This window comes from Actinomadura macrotermitis, assembly GCF_009604375.1.
In the GTDB taxonomy this organism is placed as follows: domain Bacteria; phylum Actinomycetota; class Actinomycetes; order Streptosporangiales; family Streptosporangiaceae; genus Spirillospora; species Spirillospora macrotermitis.
On the sequence record NZ_WEGH01000001.1, the window covers coordinates 831,293 to 851,923 of the forward strand.

Here is a 20,631-nt window from a genome sequence, read left to right on the forward strand (position 1 = left end):
GACATGGCGGACATCGCAGCGGGGCGCTACACGTGGGCGACCTCACGCGGCCGGTCCTGCTCGGCACCGCCGCCGTGCAGGTCGATCTTCGGCAGGATCCGCTCCAGCGGGCCCGGCAGCCACCAGTTGGCCTTGCCCAGCAGCGCCATCGCGGCCGGCACCAGGACCAGCCGGACGACGGTGGCGTCCAGCGCCACCGCGACGGCGAGGCCGAGGCCCATCTGCTTGATCACCACGCCCGGGTCCAGCGCGAAGCCGAGGAACACCGCCACCATGATCAGCGCCGCGCTGGAGATCACCCGGCCGGTCGCGCCGAGCCCGGCCGACACCGCGCCGCGCGCGTCGCCGGTGCGCAGCCACTCCTCGCGGACCCGCGACAGCAGGAACACCTCGTAGTCCATCGAGACGCCGAACAGCACCGCGAACATCACCAGCAGGATGAAGCTCGACACCGGCACGCTGTGCGGCAGGCCGAGCAGCTGCGCGCCCCACCCCCACTGGAACACCGCGGTGAGCACGCCGTAGGCGGCGCCGATCGACAGCAGGTTCATCGCGGCGGCCTTCAGCGGCGCCAGCAGCGACCGGAACACCACCATCAGCATCAGGAACGAGGTGGCCACCACCACGCCGATCACCGGCCAGAGCCGGTCCGACAGCCGCTGGGTGAGGTCGACGTACGCCGCGGTCAGCCCGGTGATCTCCGCGCCCTTCGGCAGTATCTGGGCGCGGATCCGGTTCACCATGCCGGTGACGTGCTCGTCCTGCGGCCCGTACTTCGGCGTGAGCACGATCACCGCGGCGCTCTGGTCGGGGGACGCCTGCGGCTGCGCGGCGGCGGCGATCCCGTCGGCGGCGGCGAGCCGCCGGTGCAGCTCCGGCAGCGTCCCCTTGTCCACCTTGCGCAGGTCCACCGCGACCAGCAGCGGGCCGTTGGCGCCCGGCCCGTAGGCTTCGGCGACCAGGTCGTAGGCCTTGCGGACGGTGCTGGAGGCCGGTTCGCTGCTGGCGTCGCTCGGCCAGGTCCGCATGCCGAGCATCGGCGCGGCCAGCGTCAGCATCAGCACCAGCGCCGCGGTCAGCCACACCCACGGCCGCCGCGCGATCCGGTCGGCCCAGCGCCGCACCCGCGGCGACCCGGTCTCGATCACCGCGCCCGCGGCGCGGTCGCGGCGGCGCAGCACCCGGCGCCCGGCCAGGCCGAGCACGGCGGGCAGCAGGGTGACAGCGCTCGCCACCGTCGCCGCCACCACCAGGCCGGTCGCGAAGCCCATCGTCATGTACACCGGCATGCCCGACAGGACCAGCCCGCAGAGCGCCAGCAGCACGGTGGACCCGGCGAACAGCACCGACAGCCCGGCGGTCGCGGTGGCCCGCCCCGCCGCCTCGGGCACGTCCAGCCCCTCGGCCAGGCCCTCGCGGTGCCGGGTGAGGATGAACAGCGCGTAGTCGATGCCGACGCCGAGGCCCGTCATGACCGCCAGGGTGGGCCCGGTGGTGGCCACGTCGGTGACCGCGGCGAGCAGGGTGATCCCCGACATGCCGGCGCCGAGCCCGGCGAGCGCGACGGCCAGCGGCAGCCCCGCCGCCACGACCGACCCGAACGCCAGGAACAAGATCACCAGCGCGGCGACGATGCCGACGCCCTCGGCGACCCCGCCCGGCGCGGACACGTTCTCGGGGACCTGCCCGCCGAACTCGACCTGGTGCCCGGCGGCCTTCAGCTCACCGGTCGCACCGCGCAGCGCGTCCAGGGTGGCCTTCGGCGTCAGCCCGGTGACCGGACGGTCGTAGCGGACGGTGATCAGCGCGGTCGCCCCGTCCGGGCTCGGCACCGCCGGATCCACCACCGCTACATGCGGCAGCCGCCGCACCCGCTCGCCGGCCGCGGCGACCTTGGCCTGGTCGACCTTGCCCGACCGGGCGTGCACCACGATCCGCGCGTCCGCGCCCGACAGCGCCGGGAACCGCTCCCGCAGCAGATCGGTGGCCTGCTGCGAACCGGTGCCCTTCAGCTCGTAGCTGTCGTGCAGCGCGCCTCCGCCGACCGCCGCGGCGCCGCCGAGCGCCGCCACCACCAGCACCCACAGCACGATCATCCGCCACGGCCGCGCCGCGGCCGACCGCCCGAGGCGGTACAGCAATCTCGACATATCGATTCCCCCTGCGAGGCTCGTCTTGTTGCCGAGAGCCTCGCGCGGGGCACTTGCGGCCCACTTGCCACCGACTTGCCGCGCTCGTTCTAAGGCCTGTCCGGAGGATCCTTGGTGGATCCTCCGGACAGCCGGGTCGGCGGTTGTACCTGTCCGGCGTGGCCGCCCCGCTTGTCCGCGGGACGGGTCTCATCCGGGGTCGGCACAGCGCGTTGCCGGGTTCGCCGCGCAGAAGCCACCTGGTCGTTCTTCCACTCGCGTCGCCGTGGCGGGCGGGCAGGGGTGGCTGGCGTTCCTGGATGCCCCGGTGGTGCTGGGGTGTCCAGGGTGTCGGTTGACGCGGTCAGGGCCCCTTGCGGCCCGGTGGAAAGCCCGTGCACGCCGATCGCGTGCCGGGAGGCTCGGTAGTCGACCCGCGCGGTGTGCGGATCGTCGGGGTCGGTGAAGGTGATGAAGGCGGCGAGGGCGGCGGCGACCAGGTCCCGGTCACCGGTCAGCCCGCAACCGCCTGCACCATCGCAGCGGTGTGCCCGCTCGGCGAGGGTTTTAGGGGTGCGGTGGCCGCACAGGCAGTGCTGCGACAGCGCAGTGGTGAACGTCGACGCCCGCAGCAGCCGCCCGCCGGTGGCAGCGCACTCGCGGGCGAGCGCGGCGATGAGCAGACCAGGGGTGAAGCGGGCGCAGGCGGCACCCCAGCGGCGCTGCCAGGTGCGGATGTCACAGTCCTCGATGACCAGGTGCGGGCCGTGCACACCGACCAGCGCACCCGCCACCTGCCGCGCCCGCCCGGCCCGCGCCTTCGTCGCCTTGGCGGCGGCACGGGCGTGCCGGGCGCGGATGCGCTGGTGGCTGCGCGAGAGGGTGTCGCGGCGCGGCGATTGAAGCGGGACACCGTCGGCACGGGCACGGCGTGCCCCGCCGGGCACCGGCACTTGCCGAGCGGGCAAGCCACGCTCGGCGCGGCGCTTCTGGCGTTTGCGCTGGCGTTTGCTGAGCTCGTACTGGGCGGCGTTGGCCGCACGACGCGAACGCTCCAGCGCCCGCTGCCGCCCACGCGCCTTGCGCACCGCCCGCTCCAGATCACCGCGCTCGGCCGGCGACAACGTCAACCGGGTGGAGACCACCGATGGAGCGACGTCCAGCTGCCGCGCTTGCGCCGGGTCCGGCGACGCGGGGAAGGACACGGTGGCCAGGTTGGAGACGTTGCCGTCCACCCCACCCCGCCGGCCCTGGGGTGCCGCAACGCGACGCGCCCGGGTGGCCGGTGGAATGTAGGCGGGTTTGAGGATCATCAGGTGCGCCTCGTACACCCAGCCGCGCGCCGTGGCACGGCGCACAAGATCCACCTTGTGCCAGCACTCCGGATCGCCGAGTGCGTACAGCAGGTGCGGCCACTGACCCGCGCCCTGCGGCAACCGCACCGGCAACACCAGCTCGCCACGCGCTCCTGCCGGGCCGCCCGAATACACGATCGCCAGCGGGCCGTTGTGCTCCCACCACAACGCCTTGCCTCGAGCCGCCGGCGGGACCGGGGCGGGCATGCGGCGCGGCTGCGCCAGCACCGAGATCCCCCGCACCTGCTCATGCCGCACCGCTGTCCGGCGCCCGGTCCGGCCGCGTGACCGCCCCGCCCGTCCAGGAGACGACAGGACCGGGGTGGGTTGTCCGGCGAGGGCGGCGGCCTGCACCGGGCTGAGTTCGGCGGGTAGAGCGGGATTGCGATAGGTGGTCAGGTGCCCGTCAAGGGTGCCATGCAACCGCAACGTCTCCCATTTGCGCGGGCGGGTATGGGAACGGGCGCGGCCAGGGATGCGGGTGAACCCCCACCATGAGCCACGGCGGGGACGGCCGTGGCGGCGGCCGGTGGCGTCGGGGAACAGATGCCGCTCCACCCCGGCCCACACCTCGTCGGCGATGTGCATCGCCACCGCCTTGGACAGGTGGTGCTTGAGATGGCCCGAGGCGTCCAGGTGGCGGTACGCCGCCCGCTCCAGCCCTGCCCGTGACAATCCCAGCTCATCCCGCCATTCTGCGGCGGCCTTGCCCGGGACAGCCGACAGGGCTGCGCGGCGGCTGGTGGCCGCGTGGTAGGCGTCCACCCGGGCCCGCGCGTCCCGCCGCAATGCACGTTTGACCTGCCACGCCGCGGCGAACAGCCGCTCCACCCGCACCCGGGTCGCCTCGTCGGGCACCACCAGCGGCAACCGCACCACCGACACCGGCACCTCGACCGGCCGTCGCCACGCGGGCCGTTTGTTCCTGCCCCGCGTCCGCTGCTCCTGGCTCGTAGCCGCCGGGCGTCCGACGGCCCGGCCGGACGCGGTCGACACCTCGCATGAAGCGACAGACGGCGACATGATCGATACGCTACGTCACCATCATCGAACGCGCAGGCGAATCGTTGAACCCACCAGAATCGAAACAGGCCGACCGGCGGACGCCTGACGCGCCATCACCGCACAACGGCCGCTCATGCCTTCGCATCCTGCGGGTTCCCGTCCGACACCCACCCACCTTCGAGAGCCATCAGAAACGCCTTAGGCTTGGCGCGTGATTGAACCGAGCAGCGAGGACGCGAAGATCATTACGCTGGCGCGGGCGGCGCGTGCCCGCACCGGCGCCGCCGAGGGGGCGGCCGTCCGGGACGAGACCGGGCGGACCTACTCGGCCACCAGCGTGGACCTGCCGTCGCTGAGGCTGACCGCGCTGCAGGTCGCCGTCGCCATGGCGGTGTCCAGCGGCGCCGAGGACCTGGAGGCCGCCGCGCTGGTGACCGCCGGCGACACCGCGCGCGACTCCGACGTGGCCGCCGTGCGCGACCTCGGCGCCAAGGCGCCGGTGTTCGTGGCCGGTCCGGACGGGGCCCTGCGCGCCACCCTCGGCTGAGCCGTCAGAGGTTCGCGGCCCGCAGCTTGCGCAGCGCCCGGCCCTCGGCGCGTTCCAGGGCCTGGGCGCCGCCTCCGCCGAGCGCGCCGGGCGCGGCCAGGATGAGCAGGGCGTCGGCGCGGCGGGCCATCATCAGGTCGACGCCGATCCGCTCGTCCCCCGAGCCGGCCCGGTAGCGGACGGCCACCGTGTCGCGGAACCGCCGGTGCAGCGGGAAGCGGCGCAGCCGCACCGTGCCCGACTTCATGCCGATGCTCCGGCAGGACGCGGCGTCGGCGCGGAAGCGGGCGAGCCGTTCGGCCGCCTCGCCCGGCGGCAGCCGGTACACGTGCTCGGTGAGGCTCGCCCCCGGCTTCGGCAGGTAGAACGCCGCGTGCTCCTGCCGGACGTCGCGCGCGTCCGGCAGCCCGCCGGCGACGCGCAGCAGCCGTGCGCAGCCGGCCCGGCCCGGCCGCAGCCCCGACAGGACCCGGACGGCGGTCGCGGGGAAGAAGCCCGGCGGCAGGTCCGCCGCGGCCAGCGCCATCGCCGGCCCCGGCCGCGCCGCCGGCGGCGGGTCCGGCGCGGTCAGCAGGGCGATCTCCCGGCCGCATCCGGTGACGAGCGGCAGCATGGCGGACAACGCCAGCACGACCCTGCGCGACATGAAATCCCCCCGAATTCCACAACGCGCAAGATCATGCCCGGAACGCCCGGCCCGCTAACCCGGCGAAAGCCGCGAAGACCCCGGTTGAGCTGCGGTTTCGACGTCGCCGGCGACGGGTAGCGGCGTCACCAGCACGGTGCCGATCCGGTTCCGGCGGCCCGCGATGCTCTCGGCCTTCAGCGTCAGCCCGGCCACCGTCGCGGTGGAGCCCTCGATCGGCACCCGGCCGAGCGCGTGCGCCAGCAGCCCGCCGACCGTCTCCACCTCGGCCACCTCGATCTCCACCCCGAACAGCTCGGCCAGCTCCTCCACCGGCAGCCGCGCCGTCACCCGCGCCGCGCCGCCCGCCAGCCACTCCACCCGGGGCGCCTCGACGTCGTACTCGTCGGCGATCTCGCCCACGATCTCTTCCAGGATGTCCTCGATCGTGACCAGGCCGGCCGTGCCGCCGTACTCGTCGATCACGATCGCCAGGTGGATCTGCCGCGCCTGCATCTCCCGCAGCAGCTCGTCGATCGGCTTGCTGTCGGGCACGTACGTCGCCGGCCGCATCACCGACCCCACCCGCTCGACCGACTCGCCGCCCGGATGCTCGTGGTTGCGGCGCACGATGTCCTTCAGGTAGGCGATGCCGACGACGTCGTCCTCGTTCTCGCCCACCACCGGGATCCGCGAGAACCCGCTGCGCAGCGCCAGCGACATCGCCTGCCGCAGCGTCTTGCCGCGCTCGATGAACACGATGTCGGTGCGCGGCACCATCACCTCGCGCACCAGGGTGTCGCCGAGCTCGAACACCGAGTGGATCATCTGCCGCTCGTCCGGCTCGATCAGGCTGCGCTGCTCGGCCAGGTCCACCAGGTCGCGCAGCTCGGCCTCGGAGGCGAACGGCCCCTCCCGGAAGCCCCGCCCCGGCGTCAGCGCGTTGCCGAGCAGGATCAGCAGCCGCGGCAGCGGCCCGAACACCCGGGTCACCGGCTGGATCACCCCGGCGCCCGCCAGCGCCACCCGGTCGGCGTGCTGGATGCCGAGCGTGCGCGGCCCGACGCCGACCGCCACATAGCTCACCACGATCATGACCGCGGCGGCGGTCACGTACGCCGCCCAGCCCTCGTCCAGCCAGGAGATGCACAGGTCCGCCACGACCACCGTCGCGACCAGCTCGCAGCCGATCCGCAGCAGCAGGACCATGTTCAGGTAGCGGGCCGGGTCGGCGACGACCTCGGCCAGCCGCTCCGCGCCGCGCCGCCCCTCCCGGACCAGCTCGGCCACCCGCACCCGCGACACCCGGGCGAGGGCCGCCTCGGTCCCGGCCAGCAGGCCCGCCATGAAGACCAGCCCCACCGCCAGGGCCAGCAACCACCCCTGCGCCGTGTTCATGGCCGCGGTCCAGCCGCCGCGCGTCCGTTCGCACTCACGATTTTCTGCGTTTCTCCCGCCAGGAGTTCAGCAGCTCGGCCTGCAGGCCGAACATCTCCTTGTGCTCCTCGGGCTCGGCGTGGTCGTACCCGAGCAGGTGCAGGATGCCGTGGGTGCAGAGCAGCTCCAGCTCGTCGGCGGTGGAGTGGCCGGCCTCCTTGGCCTGCCGCTCGGCCACCGCCGGGCAGAGCACCACGTCGCCGAGCAGGCCCGGGTCGGCCTCCTCGTCGTCGCCGGGGCCGCCGGACATGTGGCCGGGCCGCAGCTCGTCCATCGGGAACGACAGCACGTCGGTCGGGCCCGGCTCGTCCATCCAGCGCACGTGCAGCTCGGTCATCGCCGCCTCGTCCACCAGCAGCACCGACAGCTCGGCCAGCGGGTGCACCCGCATGCCGTCCAGCACGTGCCGGGACAGGTCGGCGATCGTCTGCTCGTCGACCGGCACGCCCGACTCGTTCAGCACCTCGATGCTCATCTAGCGCCCCCGCTTGCGCGCCGGGCCGCGACCCGCCGCGCCCGGCTTGATCTCCGGCACCCGGGCCGCCTCGTCGTAGCGGCTGTAGGCCTCCACGATGTCGCCGACCAGCTTGTGCCGGACGACGTCGTGGCTGGTCAGCCGGCAGAAGTCGATGTCGTCCACGCCGTCCAGGATGTCCTGGACGACGCGCAGGCCGCTCAGCTGCCCGCCGGGCAGGTCGACCTGGGTGACGTCGCCGGTCACCACCACCTTGGAGCCGAAGCCGAGGCGGGTGAGGAACATCTTCATCTGCTCGGGCGAGGTGTTCTGCGCCTCGTCCAGGATGATGAAGGAGTCGTTCAGGGTGCGGCCGCGCATGTAGGCCAGCGGCGCCACCTCGATGGTGCCGGCCGCCATCAGGCGCGGGATCGAGTCGGGGTCGACCATGTCGTGCAGCGCGTCGTACAGCGGCCGCAGGTAGGGGTCGATCTTCTCGTAGAGGGTGCCGGGCAGGAAGCCGAGCCGCTCGCCCGCCTCGACGGCCGGGCGGGTCAAGATGATGCGGTTGACCTTCTTGTCCTGCAGCGCCTTGACCGCCTTGGCCATGGCCAGGTAGGTCTTGCCGGTGCCGGCCGGGCCGATGCCGAACACGATCGTGTGCTTGTCGATCGCGTCGACGTACTTCTTCTGGTTCAGCGTCTTCGGGCGGATGGTGCGGCCCCGGCTGGACAGGATGTCCAGGGTGAGCACCTCGGCCGGGCGCTCCTCGCTCTGGCTCCGCAGCATCGCCAGGCTGCGCTCGACCGCGTCGGGGGTGAGCTGGGCGCCGCCCTTCAGCAGCTCGACCAGCTCGGCGAACAGGCGGGAGACCAGCTCGGTCTCGGCCGGGGGGCCGGTCACGGTGATCTCGTTGCCGCGGACGTGGATGTCGCTGTGGAAGGCGCGCTCGACGACGTTCAGCAACTCGTCCCGGGAGCCCAGCAGGCTCACCATCGAGTGGTCGTCCGGCACCACGATCTTGATCTGCGTGCGGGCACCGGCGCGGTCGTCGCGTCCCGCGTGAGTTGAGTGGACCATCAGCCGGGCCTTGCGGCCTCTCCGACCTGCCTTCTGTCTGCTGGGGTGTGCGTCGTCTGACGTCTCCCATGGTACTGGGCACCCCGTGGCGCGCGCCGCCCGATTAACGGCGGGCGGCGCGGGCGCGACGATCAGCCGGGCGGCCAGTTGAGGTCACGGCCCCCGATGACGTGCGCGTGCACGTGGAAGACGGTCTGCCCGGCCCGCGGGCCGGTGTTGAACACGACGCGGAACCCCTCGCCGGCGACGCCCTCGTCCACCGCGACCTGGTTCGCCTCACGCAGCACCTCGGCCAGCAGCCCGGGGTCGGCGGCGGCGAGCTCGCCCACGTTGGGGTGGTGCTCGCGCGGGATGACCAGCACGTGCGTGGGCGCCTGGGGGTTGATGTCGCGGAAGGCCAGCGCCCGGTCCGACTCACGGACGATCTCGGCCGGCACGTCCCCCGAAACGATCTTGCAGAAGAGGCAGTCCGTCATGGCCCGCACACTATCGGGCCCGGACACGCCGTTCTCCCTTGCCGCGTCGTGCCGCGCGCGGTCCCCGCACGGTTTAGGGTGGGCAATTCAGGCGCTCCCCCCGGCACTGACGCATCCTGCCTGAACCGGTCGGGAACGCCTGTGTCCACGCCGTTTCGAGGGCGTCCGCAGGGGCGGCCGGGCACGGTGAAGGCGGCGGATAGGTGACCGAGGCAAGACAGAAGATGCCCTTTCGTAAACCCGACGGCGAGGGTGCGCGTCCCACTGACGTGACCGAGACCCTCGTGGCCAGGGGCACGGCGGGGGCGGTGGCCGTCGCCTGGGATGCCGACCAGGCGGTGACGGCGCTCTACAGCGCCAACTACCGCTCGCTGGTGCGCCTCGCCGCCATGCTGGTGCGGGACGCGGGAACGGCCGAGGAGGTCGTCCAGGACGCGTTCGTCGCCATGCACGGCGGCTGGCGGCGCCTGCGCGATCCCGACAAGGCCCTGTCGTACCTGCGCCAGTCGGTGGTGAACCGGTCGCGCTCGGTGCTGCGGCACCGCGCCGTCGTGGAGAAGTACGCCCCGAAGGGGCTGCCGGACGCGCCGAGCGCGGAGGCGGGCGCCATCGGGGAGCTGGAGCGCTCCGCGGTGGTCCAGGCCCTGCACCGGCTGCCGGCCCGCCAGCGCGAGGCGCTCGTGCTGCGCTACTACGCCGACCTGTCCGAAGCCGAGATCGCCAGCACCATGGGGATCTCCCGCGGCGCCGTCAAAAGCCATACCGCGCGGGGCATGGCCTCGCTGCGCAACGTTCTGGAGCAGTTCTCATGACCACCGACCCCCACGACGAGCACGGCGAGGTCCTGCGCCGCGCCCTGAACGCGGAGGCGGGCGAGGTCATCCCCTCGGCGGACGGCCTGGAGCGCATCCGGGCCCGGATCGAGGAACGCCGGCAGCGCCGGTTCGGCTGGGCCTGGTTCACCGCCAACTGGGGACGCCCGGTGCTCGCGGTCGGCGCGGCGGTCGCCATCGCCGGCATCGGCGTCTCGGCGCCGCAGACCCTGCACATCATCCAGACCGGCGGCAACGGCGACTCCGGGCACGGCCACCACAGCCCCGAGGGCGCCGACGGCGCGCAGAGCGTGGTCCCCGGCACCCAGCCGCCGGTCCCGCCGGGCCCCGGCAGCACCAGCGTGCCGACCTATCCCTCGTCCCCCACCAGCGCGAGCCCGTCGGGCAGCCCGACCTGCCCGCCGCCGGCCGGCGCCTCCCCGACGACCAGGACCAGCCCGCAGCCGGGCACCAAGGGCGGCAAGCCCAAGAAGGCGTGCCCGACGCCGAGCCCGACGGTCACGCCGACGCCGCAGCCCACGGTCGCCCCGCCCTCGCCGACGCCGCAGCCGAGCGTGACGCCGACGCCCGAGCCGTCCGGCACGCCCGTCGGGTCGGGCGAGGCCAACAACAGCAACCTCACCACCACCACGCCCTGACCGGGCGGGCCGGTTCTACCAGCGTCCCGTGGCGGCCATCAGCACGGCCGCCGCGGCGACGCCTGCGGTGGAGGTGCGCAGCACCGTCGGGCCGAGCCGGGTGGTGCGGGCGCCGGCCGCGGCGAACGCGGCCAGCTCCTCCTCGCTGATCCCGCCCTCGGGGCCGACCACCACCACGATCTCGCCCTGCGCGGGCGGGCGGAGCGCGCTGAGCGGCTCGGCGGCCTCCTCGTGCAGCACCAGGGCGCACGCGGCGGCGGCGATCCGCTCGGCGACGGCGGCGGTGCCGGCCAGGTCCGCGACCTCGGGCAGCCGGCTGCGGCGGGCCTGCTTGGCGGCCTCCCGGGCGGCGTTGCGCCACCGGCCGAGGGCCTTGTCGCGGCGCTCGGCGCGCCACTGGGTGACACACCGCGCCGCCGCCCACGGGACGATCTCGTCCACGCCGGCCTCGGTCATCGTCTCCACCGCCAGCTCGCCCCGGTCGCCCTTCGGCAGCGCCTGCACCACGACCAGCCGCGGCTCGGGCGGCGGCTCGTGCCGGCGCGCCAGCACCTCCAGGGTCAGCGAGACCTTGTCGGCGGCGGCCACGACGCACTCGGCGAGCAGCCCGGCCCCGTCGGTGAGGTCGACGCGCTCGCCGGCCCGCAGCCGCCGCACCGTCGCGGCGTGGCGGCCTTCCGGGCCGTCCAGCACGACCCGGTCGCGCGCCAGCAGGCCGGCGTCGGCCAGGAACACCGGCGGGCTCATCGGTCCCGCCTCAGTGCTGGTTGAAGACGTCGCGGATGCGGGAGAACACCCCGCGCTGCCCCGGCGCGAACTTGCCGGGCGGGCGCTCCTCGCCGCGCAGCTTGGCCAGGCGGCGCAGCAGCTCCTCCTGCTCCTCGTCCAGCCGGCCGGGGGTCTCCACGGTGACGTGGATGTTGAGGTCGCCGCGGCCGCTCTCGTTCAGGTGCCGCACGCCCCGCCCGTACAGGGTGATCACCTGGCCGGACTGGGTGCCGGGCTTGATGTCGACCTCCTCGGCGCCGTCCAGGGTCTCCACGGTGACGCTGGTGCCGAGCGCGGCGGCGGTCATCGGGATCTCCACCGAGCAGTGCAGGTCGTCGCCCTCCCGCTCGAAGATCGGGTGCGGCTTCTCCACGATCTCCAGGAACAGGTCGCCGGGCGGGCCGCCGCCGGGGCCGACCTCGCCCTCGCCGGCCAGCTGGATGTGGATGCCGTTCTCCACCCCGGCGGGGATCTTGACCTTGACGGTGCGGCGGGTGCGCACCCGGCCGTCGCCCGAGCACTCCGGGCACGGGGTGCGGATCACGCTGCCGAAGCCGCCGCACTGCGGGCAGGGCCGGGCCGTCATGACCTGGCCGAGGAAGGAGCGCTGCACCTGCTGCACCTCGCCGCGGCCGTGGCAGGTGTCGCAGGTGTCGGGGTGGGTACCCGGCGCGGTGCCCTCGCCCTGGCAGGACGTGCAGGCCACCGCGGTGTCGATGGACAGCTCGCGGGTGGTGCCGAACGCGCTCTCGGCCAGGTCCAGCTCGACCCGCAGCGTGGCGTTGCGGCCGCGGCGGGCGCGGCTGCGCGGCCCGCGCGAGGCGGCGGTGCCGAAGAAGGCGTCCATGATGTCGCTGAAGGGGAACCCGGCGCCGCCGAAGCCGGCGCCGGCGCCCGCCCCGCCGCGCGCGAACGGGTCAGCGCCCATGTCGTACATCTCGCGCTTCTGCGGGTCGGAGAGCACCTCGTAGGCCTGGGTGATCTCCTTGAACCGCTCCTGCGTCTCGGGGTCGGGGTTGACGTCCGGGTGCAGCTCGCGGGCGAGCCGGCGGTATGCCTTCTTGACCTCGTCCGGGCTGGCGTCCCGCCGGACGCCGAGGGTCGCGTAGTAGTCGTTGGCCACTTACGACCCCGCCAGAATCTGTCCGACGTAGCGTGCCACTGCCCGTACCGCTCCCATCGTGCTGGGGTAATCCATGCGTGTCGGCCCGAGTACTCCGAGGCGGGCCAGCGTCAGGTCGCCGACGCCGTAGTCGGCGGCGACCACCGAGGTGGATCGGAGCCCCTCGTCGGGGTTCTCGGTGCCGATCCGCACCGTAACAGTAGAGGAGTCGCCGGTCTCACCGAGCAGCCGCATCAGCACGACCTGCTCCTCCAGCGCCTCCAGGACGTCGCGCAGGCTCTGTGAGAAGTCCACGTGCGCCAGGTTCGCCGCGCCGGCGAACACGATCTTCTCCTCGTGCCGGTCGACCAGCGACTCCATCAGCACCGACAGCACCGCCGCGGCGATCGGCCGCTCGTCGGGGCCCACCTTCTCCGGCAGGTCCGACACCGTGGTCGGGACCTCGGCGAGGCCGCACCCGTCCAGGCTGGTGTTGAGCAGCGCGCGCAGGTGCCCGATCGACTCCTCCGACACCGGGTCGCTGGTCTCGATCAGCCGCTGCTCCACCCGGCCGGTGTTGGTGATCAGCACCAGCAGCAGCCGCTGCGCGGCGACCGGGACCAGTTCCACGTGGCGGACCGTCGAGCGGGTCAGCGAGGGGTACTGCACGACCGCGACCTGGCGGGTGAGCTGGGCGAGCAGCCGCACCGTGCGGCCGACGACGTCGTCGAGGTCGTAGGCGCCGCCGAGGAAGGTCTCGATGGCGCGGCGCTCGGCCGACGACAGCGGCTTGATCTGCGACAGCCGGTCCACGAACAGCCGGTAGCCCTTGTCGGTGGGGACCCGCCCGGCGCTGGTGTGCGGCTGGGCGATGTAGCCCTGCTCCTCCAGCACCGCCATGTCGTTGCGGATCGTCGCCGAGGACACGCCGAGATTGTGCCGGTCCACCAGAGCCTTGGAACCGACCGGCTCGTTGGTGGAGACGTAGTCCTCCACGATGGCACGCAGGACAGCGAGTTTCCGGTCGTCGAGCACGTGGTCACCTCCTGCCCCGTACTGGCACTCCATCCTTATGAGTGCCAAGTGTACGGCCCGCCGGGGACACTCTGGAGATGCCGGCGGGCCACCCGGTCGTTAGGGTCGGGTCCCATGGCGAGTCGCGACTATGGCGAGGACGTGCTGGCGGGCGACTGGCGGCGGCCCCGCAAGGGGATGATCCCCCAGATCCCGGCCGAACCCGGGCTGGTCGCCGAGGATCCCGGCAGCGGGTTCTGCGGCGCCGTCGTCGGGTGCGACAAGTTCGGGGTGACGCTGGAGGACCGCTTCGGCAAGCGCCGTGTGTTCCCGCTCACCCAGGCCGGATTCCTGATCGACGGCAGGCCGGTGACGCTGGTGCGGCCCGCGGCGGCGGCGCCCGCGCGCCCGGCGCGGTCGGCGTCCGGCTCGATCGCCGTCCGGGGGGTGCGCGCCCAGGTGGCCAAGGAGAGCCGCATCTACGTCGAGGGCGTGCACGACGCCGAGCTGGTCGAGAAGATCTGGGGCCACGACCTGCGCGTCGAGGGCGTGGTGGTGGAGTACCTGGAGGGCGTGGACGACCTGCCCGCCATCGTGGCCGAGTTCGGCCCCGGCGAGGACCGCCGGCTCGGCGTGCTGGTCGACCACCTGGTGCCCGGCTCCAAGGAGAGCCGCATCGCGGCCCAGGTGACCTCCCCGTACGTGCTGGTCGCCGGCCATCCGTTCATCGACGTGTGGGAGGCGGTCAAGCCCGCCGCCGTCGGCATTTCGGCCTGGCCGCGCGTGCCCCGCGGCGTACCCTGGAAGGAGGGCGTGCTGGAGGCGCTCGGCTGGGGGGAGGACACGGGCGCGGCCTGGAAGCGGATCCTCGGCTCGGTCTCCAGCTACACCGACCTTGAACCGGCCCTGCTGGGCCGCGTCGAGGAGCTCATCGACTTCGTGACCGTCCCTTAGCTCCTCCCGGACCGAACAGGAGCGTGCGATGACGTACGGACCCCCCACCGGCGGGCCGGACCACGGTCAGGATCACGGGCAGCAGGGCTACGGCCAGGAGGGCCACGGCCAGTACCCCGGTTACGAGCAGTACCCCGGCCACGGGCGGCAGCCGGGGCAGATGCAGTACTACGGCGGCGGGCCGGGCCCGACCTCCGACGAGCGCACCTGGGGCCTGCTGTGCCACCTCGGCCAGTTCCTGGTCGGGCTGCTCGCGCCGCTGATCGTCTACCTGACCAAGAAGGACGAGTCGCCGTTCCTGCGGCACCACGGCGCGCAGGGGCTGAACTTCGCCGTCACCCAGCTGGTCTACTTCGTCGTCAACTTCATCCTGATCTTCCTGATCATCGGCATCTTCACGATGATCGCGCTGGCCATCGCGCAGGTGGTGTTCCTGATCCTGGCGGCGGTCGCGGCCAACCGGGGCGAGTGGTACACCTTCCCGTCGTTCATGGCGTGGCCGATGTTCCGCTGAGCCCGCGGGCTCAGGTCAGGTCGCGCACCACGGCGTCGGCGAGCAGGCGCCCGCGCAGGGTGAGCACCGCGCGGCCGTCCTCGTAAGGGCCGGGCTCGATCAGCCCCTCGGCGATCGCGCGGCGGGCCGCGGCGTCGTCCAGCAGCCCGGCCGGGCAGCCGCCGGCCAGCCGCAGCTCCAGCATGATCCGCTCGATGTGCCGGTCGGCGTCGTCCAGGACCTCGCGGGCGTGCGCGGGCGTGGTGCCCTCGGCGAGCCGGGCGGCGTAGGCCGCCGGGTGCTTGACGTTCCACCAGCGGGTGCCGCCGACGTGGCTGTGCGCGCCGGGCCCGACGCCCCACCAGTCGGCGCCGGTCCAGTAGAGCAGGTTGTGGCGGCAGGCGGCGTCGTCGCTCGCGGCCCAGTTGGAGATCTCGTACCAGCGCAGGCCGTGCGCCGACAGCAGCTCCTCGGCCATCAGGTAGCGGTCGGCCATGGCGTCGTCGTCGGGGGCGGTCAGCTCGCCGCGGCGGACCCGCGCGGCCAGCCGGGTGCCCTCCTCCACGATCAGCGCGTACGCCGAGACGTGGTCGGGGCCGCAGGCCAGGGCCGCCTCCAGCGAGGCGCGCCAGTCGTCGTCGCTCTCCCCCGGCGTGCCGTAGATCAGGTCGAGGTTGACGTGCTCGAAGCCCGCCGCGCGGGTCCACTCCACCACCTGCGGGACGCGGCCGGGGGTGTGCGTGCGGTCCAGGACGGCCAGGACGTGCTCGCGGGCGCTCTGCATGCCGTAGGAGACCCGGGTGAACCCGGCCTCGCGCAGCCCGCCGAGGTAGGCCGCGTCCACCGACTCGGGGTTGGCCTCGGTGGTGACCTCCGCGCCCGGCGCGAGGCCGAACTCGGCGTCGATCGCGGCCAGCACCCGGCCGAGGTCGTCCGGGGAGAGCAGCGTCGGGGTGCCGCCGCCGACGAACACCGTCTGGACGGGCAGCTCGGCGTCGCCGAGCACCCGCCGCGCCATCCGCACCTCGGCGATCGCGGTCTCGGCGTAGGAGTCGCGGCTCGCGCCCGGCCCGAGCTCGGTCGCGGTGTAGGTGTTGAAGTCGCAGTATCCGCAGCGCGTCACGCAGAAGGGGACGTGCACGTAGAAGGCGAACGGGCGCGTGCCGAGCCCCTCCAGCGCGCTGCGGGGCAGCGCGCCGTCGGCGGGCACGGGGTCGCCATCGGGCAGGGTCGCGGGCACCCCCCAAGTCTGCCCTGCCTGCGGCGCTGCTCGGGCCGGTGCTCAGCCCTCGCCCGCCAGGCGGGCGCGGAGCCAGCCGGGGATGTGCTCGTCGCTGCGGGGGAACCGGTCCAGGTCGGCCTGGAAGGCCGCGGAGGTGAGGGGCGGGTTGAAGCCGGGCTCGCCGTCGTAGTCGAACTCGGCGCTGTAGCGGCCGGAGCGCTCCACCTCCAGGCGGGCGGTGAACCAGGCGCCCTTGTCCTGCCGGTACATGACGCGGCGCAGCTCGTCCATCTTGCCCATCGCCTGCCCGGGGGGCATGGAGGTGCGGGTGGCGCCGGACGCGTCGACGATCTCGAAGAGCACGCTGTCGATCCCGACGATCGCGCGGAACTCGAAGCCGAGCCGCTCCCAGCCGAAGGGGGCCGCCGCGCGCAGCGCGCGCACGGCGCCGTTCACCATCTCCCGCTCTTTGGCGGAACGCAGAACCTGATCTGCGTGGGTCACGCGCGGAACCTCCGGAACGTTCGCCTGCCGTTGCGCTCCGACCGTACCCGCATATCCGCGCAGGCCAGCGGAGGTCGGCCGTGTCGCGGGCCGGCCCCGCCGGACGATCATGGCGTGCCGGCCCGGGCGGTCGGATAGGGTCGGCCGGATGGTGGAAGGCGGCAAGCCCGGGCACGGGCCGGTCAGATACGGGCGGGTGCCCGCGCGGGTACTGCTGCGCGGCGGCCCGGACGGCTGGCACTACGAGATCGTCGACGACAAGGACGGCCGCGAGCGCGTCGCGCTGCCGGGGCCGGGCACCGGCTGGGCGCCGGCGCACCGCCGCGACCCCGAGCCGGCCTGGTGGCCGCGCCGCCTCGCCGAGACCGCCGAGGGCCTCCGCCTGGTCGTCGAGCACGCGCTGACCGACCGGGTGTTCGCCGAGCTCGGCGTCGAGGCCGCCATCTCCTGGTTCGCGGTGGACGAGCCCGCCGAGTGGGAGGGCCTGGTCACGCTGCGCGACCCCGACCCGGCCCGCTTCCCGGGCGAGGTCGCCCCCTACGCGGTGGTGCTGGAGCCGGGGCGCGGCGCCGTCCTGCCGGACGCGCACCTGCTGTTCTCCACGCTCGCCTCCGACGTGCCGGCGGCGCTGGAGGCGGTCGCGCAGCGCTGCGGCAGCCCGCCCGCGACCTCCTCGTTCCTCTGCGGCTACCAGGAGCACCTCAGCGTGCGGATCGGCCGGGGCTCGCTGTCGGCGGCGTCCGCCCGCGGCCCCGACGGGGTGGCGCGGGTGGCGTGGATCTACGGCGAGCGCGCGGCGGGCTGGGGCGGCAACCCCGAGCTGCGGCTCCGGCTGGACGGCGTCGACCTGCTGGACGAGCCCGCCGCCGACGTCGTCGCGCTGTTCCGCGACCTCGGCCACGAGGTGCTGCAGAACGGTTTCCGGGCGCTGCTGCCCGCGCTCGGGGTGAGGCTGTACGCGTCCGGGGGCGGCCGGGCGCCCGGCCGGTTCATCGGCGTCTCGCTCCAGTTCCCCGCGCCGCCCGGCGCCGGGTATAGATGACCCCCGTCAACGGATCCGTCACCCGCGGGGAATCCGATCTTCACCGGAACGCGATCGCGTCCCCCTAACGTCGCGGGGCATGAGAAGCCGCGCGCGTTACGCCGCTTTCGGCCTGTCCGGCGCCCTCCTCGGCGCTCCCCTCCTGGTCTCCCCCGCCGCCGCCGCACCGGGCACCCTGGTCGTCGAGCGCGGCGGCCCCGCCCGCACCCTGCGCTTCACCGCCGGCCACGCGGGCGAGGCGGTCATCGGGTTCACCGCCGCCGCGCCGGGCGTCTCCTGGGCGCGCAAGGGCGCCGAGGCCGCCGTCGTGTCGTTCTCGGTGGACGGGCGGCACGTCACCGACCTGGTGGTGCCGTCCGCCGACGGCGTCGCGCGCAGCCTCGGGCTCGGGCCGGTCGGGCCGGGCGCGCACACGGTGACGCTGCGGTTCGCGCGCGGCAGCGCCCCGGCGGCGCGGCGCGTCGTCCTCACCCGCCCGGCGGTGCGGCTGCCCGGCGGCGACCAGGCCGTGCTGCGGCACGCGCCGGTCGTGGTCGGCCGGACCGGCTGGCCGTTCGGCGACCCGTACCAGAACGCGCGGACCGACACCCCGCTGGTCGCCTGGCACGAGTCGCGCCCGGCGGCCGGCGGCCACCGGGTCCTGGAGTACTCGCTGGTGTGGAGCAACGAGGACGGCGGCACCGACACCCCGGCGCTGATGTCGCGCTGGGGCCGCTCCACCGACATCGAGTGGGTGTACCGGGTCGAGGTGGACGCCGCCGGGCGGCGCGTGCCCGACACCGGCGTCTACCAGGCGCCGCTGCACCAGACGCTGAGGTTCACCGGCCGCTACGAGGGCGACCACCCGGTGCTGCAGACCTGCACCGACAACAACAACATGTGCGACGTGGTGTCGCCGAACGCGCCGCTGCGGTTCCTGCCGGACGCCTCGGCGACCCGCCCCGCCGACCGCGCCCGCGAAGTGATCATGGACCGGAACCCGTGGACGTACCGGGTGGCGGCGCAGGAACTGGTCCGCGAGGGCAAGATCGAGAAGCGGCCCGATCCCGCGACCAAGGCCGTCGGCGACCCGCGCACCTACCTGTTCGTGGAGTACACCAGGACCGCCGGCGCCGCGACGGGGCAGGGCTCGGCGCCCGGCGTCGCGCTCGGGGTGCGGCTGAAGGCGGACCCGTCGCGGCTGTACCGGTCCGACCACGGCGACCGCAGCGTGGCGATCGACCGGGACGGCGCCGTCGCGACCACGGTCGAGCTGCCGGCCGGCACCTCCGTCGGCGACATCGCGAGCGTCGAGGCGCTGCGGACGCCGGTCGGGTCCGGCGACAACGGCGCGCCGGTGACGGTGACCTCGGTCCATCGCGGGTTCTTCCTGGACCGGGCCTACCTGCCGCGGCCCTCGGCGATCCGCTGGACGGGCGCGGCGACGCTGACCGGGGCGCGGCCGACGGCGGTGCTCTGGCGGAACTGACCCGGGCGGGGGAACCCGTGAACCGCCGGTGCGTCCGAGTAGTCGTAGACTTCGAAATCACCTCGAAGCCCTTGGAGAGGACGCCCTCATGGCCTACGGGCCTCCCCCGTCACCGGGCCGCCACGGCGGCCGGCAGCAGCACGGCCAGCCGCAGTACGGGCAGCAGCAGCCCGCGTGGCAGCAGCAACAGCAGCAGCAACCGCCCGCCTGGCAGCAGCAGGCGCAGCAGCCCCGGCAGGCCGCCCCGCCCATGCCCGAGCACTTCGGTCCCGTCGGCGACGACGAGAAGTCCTGGGCGATCATGGCCTACGTGGGCCAGTTCCTGGTCGGCGCGATCGCCCCGGCCGTCGTCTACCTCGGCAAGGCCCGCACCCCGTTCATCCGGCGGCACGCCGCGCAGGGCCTGAACATGGGCATCGCGGCGATCGTCGTCTGGTTCGTCGGGCTGCTGCTGATGTTCGCCCTGGAGGCGCTCATCTGGATCCCGGTGATCTACAGCGCGCTGATCATGGCGGCGCTGGTGTGGGCGGCGATCGCGGCCAACCGCGGCGAGTTCCGCAAGGTGCCCGCCGTGCTGGCCTGGCCCCTGATCAAGTAGCGCCGGCTACCCGCCGTCGCGGGCGGCGGGCACCGCCGGGCCGGGCAGGACCGTCATCGTGCCCGGCTCGCCGGGCGGCTGGTCGAGCCGGACGACCCGGCCGGGGTAGGCGCGCTCGGCGATCTCCACGTCGCGCTCGTCCCACTCCCCGTAGAACACCGGGCAGCCGTCCCACAGCTCGACCTTCTCCGCGCCGGTCGGCCAGCGCCGCCCGAACGCGTCGATGAGGATCGGCTCCTCGCAGTGCGGCAGGTCGGGGCCCGCCTGGTCGGTGGTGTCGGTGGACACGATGGTGCGCCTCCTCGGTGCGCTGCGCCGGGGCAGCCGGTCGAAGATCTCATCGGGGGTGAGCCGGATGCGCAGCGGCCTGGTCAGGTCGGCGGACCGGCCCCCGACGATCCGCTCCTCCTCGGCGTAGCGGCCGTCGTCGCCGAGCTCGAACACCCAGATCTCGGGGTCGTCGCCCTTGGCGTCCACCACCCAGTACGCGGGCACGCCGGCCCGCTCGTACAGGTCCTTCTTGGCGCCGAGATCGGCGGCGCGCGAGGCGTCGGAGGTCACCTCGACCGCCAGCAGGGGGGCGCCGCGGATGTACCACAGGTCGCCCCGGGCCTGCTCCTTGCGGTAGACCATCAGGTCACAGCGCAGCCAGGTGCCGTCCGCCACCCGGGCACCGGATCCCGTGAGGGACTCCTGCCCGGGCGCCTCGGCCAGCCCCACGGGGACGACCAGGTCGGAGACCAGGACCTGATGCAGCAACGTATGCGTCACAACGCCTAGTGTCCTCGCGCGGACACCCCGTCACCACCGGTTTGGCAGAACCCCTCTGGCGGAGCTCACTTCTTCGCCTTGTCCGCCGACGAGTCAGAGGTGGACAGCGCGGCGAC

21 protein-coding genes are annotated in these 20,631 nt (G+C 73.9%); 8 read left to right on the forward strand and 13 right to left on the reverse strand.

All coding sequences use genetic code 11. The features are described 5' to 3' along the window. Positions 1-26 precede the first annotated feature (26 nt). Together ACRB68_RS03820 and ACRB68_RS03825 are read right to left on the reverse strand one after the other, a co-directional pair. Entirely contained in the window at positions 27-2,150 is a 2,124-nt protein-coding gene (locus tag ACRB68_RS03820; RefSeq protein WP_153530843.1) for an MMPL family transporter, read from the reverse strand. 89 nt (positions 2,151-2,239) lie between these two features. After that, the gene (locus ACRB68_RS03825) at positions 2,240-4,369 is read right to left on the reverse strand and encodes a hypothetical protein (RefSeq protein ID WP_207709566.1); all 2,130 of its coding nucleotides are present in this window, start codon (positions 4,367-4,369) and stop codon (positions 2,240-2,242) included. Between the two features lie 331 nt (positions 4,370-4,700). On the opposite strand from ACRB68_RS03825, the gene ACRB68_RS03830 reads away from it, so the two are divergent. Further along, complete coding sequence (locus ACRB68_RS03830) at positions 4,701-5,036, forward strand: cytidine deaminase (protein ID WP_328593714.1); 336 nt, start codon at positions 4,701-4,703, stop codon at positions 5,034-5,036. A 4-nt stretch (positions 5,037-5,040) separates the two neighbouring features. Here ACRB68_RS03830 and ACRB68_RS03835 read toward each other — a convergent pair whose 3' ends face one another. The 5 genes from ACRB68_RS03835 to ACRB68_RS03855 all read right to left on the reverse strand — a co-directional run bounded on the left by ACRB68_RS03835 (position 5,041) and on the right by ACRB68_RS03855 (position 9,108). Beyond that, positions 5,041-5,682 (reverse strand): hypothetical protein, encoded by a 642-nt coding sequence (locus ACRB68_RS03835; protein WP_153530844.1) that lies wholly within the window; start codon positions 5,680-5,682, stop codon positions 5,041-5,043. A 54-nt stretch (positions 5,683-5,736) separates the two neighbouring features. Next, the gene (locus tag ACRB68_RS03840; protein WP_153530845.1) at positions 5,737-7,059 is read right to left on the reverse strand and encodes a hemolysin family protein; all 1,323 of its coding nucleotides are present in this window, start codon (positions 7,057-7,059) and stop codon (positions 5,737-5,739) included. Positions 7,060-7,093: 34 nt separating this feature from the next. Beyond that, positions 7,094-7,573 carry an rRNA maturation RNase YbeY gene (gene ybeY, locus ACRB68_RS03845; protein ID WP_153530846.1) on the reverse strand — a complete coding sequence of 160 codons (480 nt, stop codon included), beginning with the start codon at positions 7,571-7,573 and terminating at the stop codon, positions 7,094-7,096. Continuing rightward, positions 7,574-8,632, reverse strand: coding sequence for a PhoH family protein (locus ACRB68_RS03850; RefSeq protein ID WP_153530847.1), 1,059 nt, complete (start codon positions 8,630-8,632; stop codon positions 7,574-7,576). A gap of 131 nt (positions 8,633-8,763) precedes the next feature. Continuing rightward, positions 8,764-9,108 carry a histidine triad nucleotide-binding protein gene (locus ACRB68_RS03855; RefSeq protein WP_153530848.1) on the reverse strand — a complete coding sequence of 115 codons (345 nt, stop codon included), beginning with the start codon at positions 9,106-9,108 and terminating at the stop codon, positions 8,764-8,766. 224 nt (positions 9,109-9,332) lie between these two features. Between ACRB68_RS03855 and ACRB68_RS03860 the strand changes: the two genes are divergently transcribed. After that, positions 9,333-9,920: a SigE family RNA polymerase sigma factor gene (locus ACRB68_RS03860; protein ID WP_153532254.1), complete on the forward strand. Its 588-nt coding sequence runs from the start codon at positions 9,333-9,335 to the stop codon at positions 9,918-9,920. Then, complete coding sequence (locus tag ACRB68_RS03865; RefSeq protein WP_153530849.1) at positions 9,917-10,579, forward strand: hypothetical protein; 663 nt, start codon at positions 9,917-9,919, stop codon at positions 10,577-10,579. Before ACRB68_RS03860 ends, ACRB68_RS03865 begins: the two co-directional genes overlap by 4 nt. Before the next feature lie 15 nt (positions 10,580-10,594). On the opposite strand, the gene ACRB68_RS03870 is transcribed toward ACRB68_RS03865, so the two are convergent. From ACRB68_RS03870 to hrcA, 3 genes are read right to left on the reverse strand one after another with little or no spacing between them, the layout of a single operon-like run. After that, entirely contained in the window at positions 10,595-11,326 is a 732-nt protein-coding gene (locus ACRB68_RS03870; protein WP_153530850.1) for a 16S rRNA (uracil(1498)-N(3))-methyltransferase, read from the reverse strand. 10 nt (positions 11,327-11,336) lie between these two features. Continuing rightward, positions 11,337-12,470, reverse strand: a complete 1,134-nt coding sequence (gene dnaJ / locus ACRB68_RS03875; protein ID WP_328593716.1) for a molecular chaperone DnaJ — start codon at positions 12,468-12,470, stop codon at positions 11,337-11,339. Continuing rightward, positions 12,471-13,484: a heat-inducible transcriptional repressor HrcA gene (gene hrcA / locus ACRB68_RS03880; protein WP_328593717.1), complete on the reverse strand. Its 1,014-nt coding sequence runs from the start codon at positions 13,482-13,484 to the stop codon at positions 12,471-12,473. A gap of 114 nt (positions 13,485-13,598) precedes the next feature. Between hrcA and ACRB68_RS03885 the strand changes: the two genes are divergently transcribed. Then, the gene (locus tag ACRB68_RS03885; RefSeq protein ID WP_153530852.1) at positions 13,599-14,417 is read left to right on the forward strand and encodes a DUF3097 domain-containing protein; all 819 of its coding nucleotides are present in this window, start codon (positions 13,599-13,601) and stop codon (positions 14,415-14,417) included. Between the two features lie 28 nt (positions 14,418-14,445). Further along, positions 14,446-14,931 (forward strand): DUF4870 domain-containing protein, encoded by a 486-nt coding sequence (locus tag ACRB68_RS03890; protein ID WP_153530853.1) that lies wholly within the window; start codon positions 14,446-14,448, stop codon positions 14,929-14,931. A gap of 10 nt (positions 14,932-14,941) precedes the next feature. On the opposite strand, the gene hemW is transcribed toward ACRB68_RS03890, so the two are convergent. Then, positions 14,942-16,150 (reverse strand): radical SAM family heme chaperone HemW, encoded by a 1,209-nt coding sequence (gene hemW / locus ACRB68_RS03895; protein ID WP_328593718.1) that lies wholly within the window; start codon positions 16,148-16,150, stop codon positions 14,942-14,944. A 42-nt stretch (positions 16,151-16,192) separates the two neighbouring features. After that, complete coding sequence (locus tag ACRB68_RS03900; RefSeq protein WP_328593719.1) at positions 16,193-16,636, reverse strand: antitoxin YezG family protein; 444 nt, start codon at positions 16,634-16,636, stop codon at positions 16,193-16,195. A 148-nt stretch (positions 16,637-16,784) separates the two neighbouring features. Between ACRB68_RS03900 and ACRB68_RS03905 the strand changes: the two genes are divergently transcribed. From ACRB68_RS03905 to ACRB68_RS03915, 3 genes are all read left to right on the forward strand, one after another. After that, positions 16,785-17,678, forward strand: coding sequence for a hypothetical protein (locus ACRB68_RS03905; protein WP_153530854.1), 894 nt, complete (start codon positions 16,785-16,787; stop codon positions 17,676-17,678). Between the two features lie 79 nt (positions 17,679-17,757). Beyond that, complete coding sequence (locus tag ACRB68_RS03910; RefSeq protein WP_153530855.1) at positions 17,758-19,146, forward strand: hypothetical protein; 1,389 nt, start codon at positions 17,758-17,760, stop codon at positions 19,144-19,146. 88 nt (positions 19,147-19,234) lie between these two features. Beyond that, positions 19,235-19,744: a DUF4870 domain-containing protein gene (locus ACRB68_RS03915; protein WP_153530856.1), complete on the forward strand. Its 510-nt coding sequence runs from the start codon at positions 19,235-19,237 to the stop codon at positions 19,742-19,744. Between the two features lie 6 nt (positions 19,745-19,750). Here ACRB68_RS03915 and ACRB68_RS03920 read toward each other — a convergent pair whose 3' ends face one another. Next, positions 19,751-20,515, reverse strand: coding sequence for a Uma2 family endonuclease (locus ACRB68_RS03920; RefSeq protein ID WP_153530857.1), 765 nt, complete (start codon positions 20,513-20,515; stop codon positions 19,751-19,753). Between the last annotated feature and the right edge of the window lie 116 nt (positions 20,516-20,631).

Bases quoted from the DNA above. Each gene is read 5' to 3' on its own strand.
- ACRB68_RS03865 (WP_153530849.1), top strand. From the start codon at position 9,917: ATGACCACCGACCCCCACGACGAGCACGGCGAGGTCCTGCGCCGCGCC.
- ACRB68_RS03860 (WP_153532254.1), top strand. From the start codon at position 9,333: ATGCCCTTTCGTAAACCCGACGGCGAGGGTGCGCGTCCCACTGACGTG.
- ACRB68_RS03885 (WP_153530852.1), top strand. From the start codon at position 13,599: ATGGCGAGTCGCGACTATGGCGAGGACGTGCTGGCGGGCGACTGGCGG.
- ACRB68_RS03850 (WP_153530847.1), bottom strand. From the start codon at position 8,632: ATGGTCCACTCAACTCACGCGGGACGCGACGACCGCGCCGGTGCCCGC.
- ACRB68_RS03855 (WP_153530848.1), bottom strand. From the start codon at position 9,108: ATGACGGACTGCCTCTTCTGCAAGATCGTTTCGGGGGACGTGCCGGCC.
- ACRB68_RS03840 (WP_153530845.1), bottom strand. From the start codon at position 7,059: ATGAACACGGCGCAGGGGTGGTTGCTGGCCCTGGCGGTGGGGCTGGTC.
- ybeY (WP_153530846.1), bottom strand. From the start codon at position 7,573: ATGAGCATCGAGGTGCTGAACGAGTCGGGCGTGCCGGTCGACGAGCAG.
- ACRB68_RS03890 (WP_153530853.1), top strand. From the start codon at position 14,446: ATGACGTACGGACCCCCCACCGGCGGGCCGGACCACGGTCAGGATCAC.
- ACRB68_RS03905 (WP_153530854.1), top strand. From the start codon at position 16,785: ATGGTGGAAGGCGGCAAGCCCGGGCACGGGCCGGTCAGATACGGGCGG.
- ACRB68_RS03870 (WP_153530850.1), bottom strand. From the start codon at position 11,326: ATGAGCCCGCCGGTGTTCCTGGCCGACGCCGGCCTGCTGGCGCGCGAC.
- ACRB68_RS03820 (WP_153530843.1), bottom strand. From the start codon at position 2,150: ATGTCGAGATTGCTGTACCGCCTCGGGCGGTCGGCCGCGGCGCGGCCG.
- ACRB68_RS03915 (WP_153530856.1), top strand. From the start codon at position 19,235: ATGGCCTACGGGCCTCCCCCGTCACCGGGCCGCCACGGCGGCCGGCAG.
- ACRB68_RS03910 (WP_153530855.1), top strand. From the start codon at position 17,758: ATGAGAAGCCGCGCGCGTTACGCCGCTTTCGGCCTGTCCGGCGCCCTC.
- ACRB68_RS03835 (WP_153530844.1), bottom strand. From the start codon at position 5,682: ATGTCGCGCAGGGTCGTGCTGGCGTTGTCCGCCATGCTGCCGCTCGTC.